Genomic DNA, 5,628 nt, shown 5'->3' on the forward strand with positions numbered 1-5,628 from the left:
GACAAGCTCAGGATGAGGAATTCGAATGCCAACCACACCAAACCAGCCCTCATCCTGAGCTTGTCGAAGGACGAGGGCGGCCCCTCCGCCGGGCCTCACACACCCTAGTGACACGCCGCCGACTTGCCTCTAGGCTTGCGCCCATGATCCTCGCCGCCAGCCAACAGCTGTTTTGGTATTTTAGCTATCCGACGCCTCTGGCGCCGGGAGGGGATCGTTCGGCCTGAAATCAGAGCCGCAAACGCCTTTCACCAGCCGCCAGGGGTTCCCCGGGCGGCTTTTTTCATGGCCGCCGGACCTCCCGACCTTCCAGGAGCTACGCCGTGCCTTCCTCGACCGCCGCCCACCTCGTCTCGCTGCCCGTCCCCACCGACGACCTGCGGATTGAAAGACTCCAGACCCTCAGTCCGCCCGCCCAGGTGATCGGCGAGGCGCCGGCCACCTCGTCGGTCGCCGAGGTCGTCGGCGACGCTCGCCGCGCCGTGCACGAGATCCTGAACGGTCGCGACGACCGCCTGGTGGTGGTGATCGGCCCCTGCTCGATCCACGATCCCAAGGCCGCCCTGGAGTACGCCCGCCGCCTGGCCGTCGAGCGCGAGCGCCATGCCGGCGAGCTGGAAGTGATCATGCGGGTCTATTTCGAGAAGCCGCGCACCACGGTCGGCTGGAAGGGCCTGATCAACGACCCGGACCTGGACGGCGGCTTCCGGATCAACGAGGGCCTGCGGCTGGCGCGGCGCGTGCTGCTGGACGTCAGCGCCCAGGGCCTGCCGGCGGCCTGCGAGTTCCTGGACGTCACCACCCCGCAATACATCGCCGACCTGGTGGCCTGGGGCGCCATCGGGGCGCGCACCACCGAAAGCCAGATCCACCGCGAGATGGCCTCGGGCCTGTCGTGCCCGGTCGGCTTCAAGAACGGCACCAACGGCGACGTGAAGGTGGCCGTGGACGCGGTGACCGCCGCCGCCCAGCCGCACCATTTCCTGGCCGTGACCAAGGAGGGCCGCGCGGCCATCGCCACCACCACCGGCAACGCCGACTGCCACGTGGTGCTGCGCGGCGGCGCGACGCCCAACTATGACGAAGCCAGCGTGGCGGCGGCGGCGCGGGCCTTGGCCAAGGCGGGTCTGGCGCCCCGGATCATGGTCGACGCCAGCCACGCCAACAGCGGCAAGAACCACGAGAACCAGCCCGCCGTCGTGGCCGACCTCTGCGCCCAGGTGGCGACCGGCCGCTCGCCGATCATGGGCGTGATGATCGAGAGCAACCTGGTCGCCGGTCGCCAGGACATCGTGCCGGGCCAGCCCCTGACCTACGGCCAGTCGGTGACCGACGCCTGCGTCGACTGGGAGACCTCGGTGGATCTGCTCGACGCGCTGGCGGCGGCCGTGCGGGCCGGGCGGCGGGCGGTCTAGGTCCGGTCGGGACGCCCAAAAGGCATCCCGACCGCCGGTTTTGTCGCTTTTTCGACTTAGGAACGACCATCGCTCCGCCCCGTTCATCTCCCCGCCGGAAGCCTCCGGCGCGTATCAGGGAGCGACCACCATGGGCGACGAAGCCAACCGCGAAAACCTGCAGCAACAACCGTCCGACGACCAACGCCGGCAAGCCGACCAGCAGAACCAGCAAGGTGAAACCCGCACGCCGCAACAGCAGCAGGACGACGACCAACGTCGACAGTCCGACCAGCAGAACCAGCAGGGCCAGCCGCGCCGTGAAGGCGAGGACGTCGAAGGTGTCGAAGGCGAAGGCGTCGACAACCTGAACAACGGCCTGGAAGGCGGCGTCGACACCGGCGCGATCCAGCCGGGAAACACTGGCCAGCGCTGATCCCAGCGCTCTGGGCATCAGGCCGCCTCCCGCGACGGAGGCGGCCTTTTCCGTCTCAAGCCTACGAAAGATCCTAGGAGCAAGCCGTGTTTGGTGGCGAACGACTGGCGCGCATCGGCGCCTTCACCCCTGAATTTCCCGACGCCGAGGCCCTGCACCGGGGCCTGGCCCATTGGAACCATCGCCGCCTGGCGGTCGGGACTCCCGTTCCGGACTGGCGCGCCGAGGTGTCGGACGAGGCGCGGATGAAGCGGATCGAGGGCGAGTATGTGGAGCAGTTCCGCGACCTCATCCTGCCGCTGGTCGCCCACGTGCCGACCAATGCCGACGACTTCGTGGCCTGGTTCGAAGACCTGCGCGAGACCGGTCCCGGCCAGGACGACCCGCTGTTCGACTGGATCGAGGGCGCGGCGGGCCTGGAGGACATCAAGTGGTTCCTGACCCAGGAGGCGGCCGGCGAGGCCGGCTTCGACGACCTGGTGGCCATGACCCAGGTCAAGGTCAGCGACCGCGCCAAGCTGGAGCTGGCCCGCAACTACTGGGACGAAATGGGCCGCGGCGCGGCGGCCGGCATGCACGGCCCGATGCTGACCCGCACGACGGAGGTGCTGGGCCTGGCGCCGACCATCGACTCCACCCTGTGGCAGTCCCTGGCCCTGGCCAACACCATGACCGCCTTCGCCACCACCCGGCGCTACACCTACCAGTCGATCGGCGCCCTGGGCGTGGTCGAGCTGACCGCCCCGGGCCGCGTGGCCTGCGTCGACGCCGGCCTCAAGCGCCTGGGCGTCTCGCCCTCGGCCCGCAAGTATTTCGCCCTGCACGCCCAGCTGGACATCGAGCACTCCAAGGCCTGGAACGCCGAGGCCCTGCATCCCCTGGTCAGCGAGTTTCCGGACTGCGCCCGCTTCATCGCCGAGGGCGCGGTCATGCGCCTGATCTGCGGCGAACAGTGCTTCGACACCTACCGGGCCCACCTGTGGGCGCATGTTCATCCGGTGGTCTACGCGGCGGAATGAGGGACCGGGGACATGCCCTTGCGGCGTGTCCCCAACAGCGAGCGCCGCGCCAAGACTTGGGGACACGCCGCAAGGGCATGTCCCCGTCCGCTAATCGTGCAGCGGCGCCTCGACCTCCCGTCGCGACGGGTCGGTCGCCACCGTGCCCACCGAGGCGGCGATGACGAAGGCGATGGCCAGCCACTGCCTCGCCGCCAGGTGCTCGCCCAGCACCAGCAGTCCAGCCAGGGCGCCGACCGCCGGCTCCAGGCTCAGCATCACCCCGAAGCTGCGTTTGGAGATGCCGCGCAGGGCGACCATCTCCAGCGAATAGGGAATGGCGCTGGAGACCACCGCCACCACCAGCCCGAGGCCGATGGCGACCGGGTTCAGCAGCGCCGCCCCCGCCGTGATCAGGCCGAACGGCGCGATGACCACCGCCGCCGTCGTCATGCCCAGGGCCACCGAACGGCCGCCGTGCAGGTGTCCGGTCCGCTGGCCGGCCACGATGTACAGCGCCCAGAACACCGCCGCCGCCGCCGCGAAGGCCACGCCGACCGGGTCGAGGTTCAGGCTGGCGTCGCCCAGCGGCAGCAGCAGGCCCAGCCCGATCACGGCCAGGGCGATCCACACGAAATGGATCGGCTTGCGCGCGTGGATCATCGCCAGGCTCAGCGGGCCGGTGAACTCGATGGCGATGGCCAGGCCCAGCGGGATCGTGCGGATGGCCATGTAGAAGCACAGGTTCATCGCCCCCATCACCGCCCCATAGGTGACGACGGCCATCAGGTCCTTGCGGGCCAGGGGGAAGCGCCCCCTCCCAAAAGGCAAAGGCCGCCAGATCAGCAACAGGATGAGGGCCGAGAAGCCCACCCGGTAGGCGCTGGTCCCCTGCGCCCCGACCAGCGGGAACAGCGTCTTGGCGAACGAGGTGCCCGCGCACAGCGACACCATGGCCCCGACCAGGCACAGGTACGGCAAGGCGGCGCGAAGGGGCGAGACGGCGCGGGACATGCGGCGGTGTCTAGCAGCTCTTCCGCCTGTGGGGGAGGCGCGCCGAAGGCGCGGAGGGGGCCTCTTCCCCCTGTGGGGGAAGACGATCGCGAAGCGATCCGTAGGGGGCAGGTGTTCGCCGCCGTGGTGCTTGACGGGGACCGTGGCTCACCCACTTGCCCCCACCTGGCGACTTCGTCGCCTGTCCGCCCCCATAGGGGGCGGAGGGCGCGCGTTCTAGAACGCCTCGTCGTCCTCGACGCCCTCTTCCTCCTCGCCGCCCATGGCCGCTTCCAGGCTTTCGATGATGTCGTCCATCTGCTCGGCCGTGATCGAGACATAGATCGCCTCGCCGCCGATCGCCGAGACCAGCAGGCGATAGCCGTCCTCGGTTTCCTGCAGGCTGAAGGTGTCGAGGGGCTGCAGTTTGGCCATGGGGGTGTTCCGAGGTTCGCGAAAGGGAAGCGGCGGATATAGGGGCGGCCGGCGGATTTCGCCATGTAACCTTTTCTTGCGCCGCGCGAACTATCCTCCATCGGGAGGACGCCATGACCAGCCAGACCACCACGATCAACGGCTTTGCGTGCAAGGACTGCACGGACATCGACTACGCCAAGAAGCACATCGACCCGGCCCATCCCAAGAACGGGCCCTACGACATCAACAAACCCAAGGACGAGGACGACAAGGCCAACGGGCCGGCGGCGGATCCAGCCGTGCTGTACGCCGGCGCGGTGACCGGTCCGGGCGCGATCGACCCGGCGCGGCGCGAGGCGTTGAAGCCGGTGCGGGTGGAAGGCGGGAACCTCGACGTTAAGTCCTGAACCCACGCCCCAGGACTATTTGAGCGCCCCGCGCCGCAGCATCGCGATGTGACCGGCGATCAGGGCCTCGCGCTCGGTCCACGGGAACTCCGGCCGGGCAATCAGCAGCGAGACCAGGCCGTGCAGGCCCGCCCACAGGTTTTGCGTCAGGCGCAGCGGATCCTCGTCATGGGTCAGGCCGGCGGCGTGCAGGTCGGCGATCATGGCCACGAAGCCCTGGAAGGCCTCCATGCCCGCCGCCATCGGCCGGCCGCCGGTGCGGGCGTGGAACGCGCCGTCGTGGCTCTTCTCCACCATGAAGGCCACCCGGTAGGCGTCGGGCTCGCTCAGGCCGAAATCGATATAGGTCATCATCGCCCGGTCGAACATCTCGGGCGTCGGCGTCCAGCGCGACTTGCCGTCGTCCATCCTCGCCTTCAGCCTGGCGAAGGCCCGCACGCACAGCTCGGCGATCAGGTCGTCCTTGGTGGCGAAATAGGCGTAGAGCGCCGGCTGGCTGATCCCGGCCGCCTCGGCGATCTGCCGGGTCGAGACCACGTGCACGTCCTTGGCGCTGAACAGCCGCAAGGCCGCGTCGAGGATCTCCTCGCGACGCTCGGCGCCCTGGCCCTTGGGTTTGCGGGGAGATCGGACTTGGGGCGACTTCATCGTGTTGCAGCCTTTCCCAAGCCCGAGCCCGCTTGACAAGTCGTGATAATCTATCACTGATAACTTATCACTGATCGATAGTCGAGGGGCGAGGCTGTGAGTGGACGGATCGGGCATCAGCTCCCCTCCCCCTTGATGGGGGAGGGGTCGGGGGTGGGGGTGATCGCGGCGGCGGCCTCGTCCCCGATCGCACCCTATCCTGAAGCGGCTTCACACCCATCCCCAGCCCTTCCCCCATCAAGGGGGAAGGGGGTGCTTCTTGCCCTTCTCGCCGCCACATCCCTTGCGGCCTGCGGCGAAAAGAAAGCGCCCGCCGCCCCGCCGCCGCCCCAGGC

At 69.0% G+C, this 5,628-nt stretch carries 8 protein-coding genes; 5 read left to right on the forward strand and 3 right to left on the reverse strand.

Features of this window, described 5'->3' with window-relative positions:
• Positions 1-143 precede the first annotated feature (143 nt).
• The 4 genes from WAL33_RS17590 (at position 144) to WAL33_RS17605 (ending at position 2,849) form a co-directional block, all read left to right on the forward strand.
• Positions 144-227, forward strand: coding sequence for a hypothetical protein (locus tag WAL33_RS17590; RefSeq protein ID WP_145688053.1), 84 nt, complete (start codon positions 144-146; stop codon positions 225-227).
• 96 nt (positions 228-323) lie between these two features.
• A complete protein-coding gene (locus tag WAL33_RS17595; protein ID WP_422182817.1) occupies positions 324-1,415 on the forward strand; it encodes a 3-deoxy-7-phosphoheptulonate synthase in 1,092 nt (363 codons plus the stop codon).
• 130 nt (positions 1,416-1,545) lie between these two features.
• Positions 1,546-1,830, forward strand: a complete 285-nt coding sequence (locus tag WAL33_RS17600; protein ID WP_422182818.1) for a hypothetical protein — start codon at positions 1,546-1,548, stop codon at positions 1,828-1,830.
• A gap of 86 nt (positions 1,831-1,916) precedes the next feature.
• On the forward strand, positions 1,917-2,849 hold the full coding sequence (locus WAL33_RS17605; RefSeq protein WP_422182819.1) for an iron-containing redox enzyme family protein: 933 nt from the start codon (positions 1,917-1,919) through the stop codon (positions 2,847-2,849).
• Positions 2,850-2,939: 90 nt separating this feature from the next.
• On the opposite strand, the gene WAL33_RS17610 is transcribed toward WAL33_RS17605, so the two are convergent.
• Positions 2,940-3,842 (reverse strand): EamA family transporter, encoded by a 903-nt coding sequence (locus WAL33_RS17610; protein ID WP_422182820.1) that lies wholly within the window; start codon positions 3,840-3,842, stop codon positions 2,940-2,942.
• A 216-nt stretch (positions 3,843-4,058) separates the two neighbouring features.
• Positions 4,059-4,256 (reverse strand): hypothetical protein, encoded by a 198-nt coding sequence (locus tag WAL33_RS17615; protein WP_422182821.1) that lies wholly within the window; start codon positions 4,254-4,256, stop codon positions 4,059-4,061.
• A 113-nt stretch (positions 4,257-4,369) separates the two neighbouring features.
• On the opposite strand from WAL33_RS17615, the gene WAL33_RS17620 reads away from it, so the two are divergent.
• Positions 4,370-4,645, forward strand: a complete 276-nt coding sequence (locus WAL33_RS17620; RefSeq protein WP_422182822.1) for a hypothetical protein — start codon at positions 4,370-4,372, stop codon at positions 4,643-4,645.
• A 15-nt stretch (positions 4,646-4,660) separates the two neighbouring features.
• Here the strand turns inward: WAL33_RS17620 and WAL33_RS17625 are convergent, their stop codons facing one another.
• Positions 4,661-5,293 carry a TetR/AcrR family transcriptional regulator gene (locus WAL33_RS17625; protein WP_422182823.1) on the reverse strand — a complete coding sequence of 211 codons (633 nt, stop codon included), beginning with the start codon at positions 5,291-5,293 and terminating at the stop codon, positions 4,661-4,663.
• Positions 5,294-5,628: the final 335 nt, after the last annotated feature.

Origin of the sequence: Caulobacter sp. (assembly GCF_049283275.1) — a bacterium.
GTDB lineage: Bacteria > Pseudomonadota > Alphaproteobacteria > Caulobacterales > Caulobacteraceae > Caulobacter.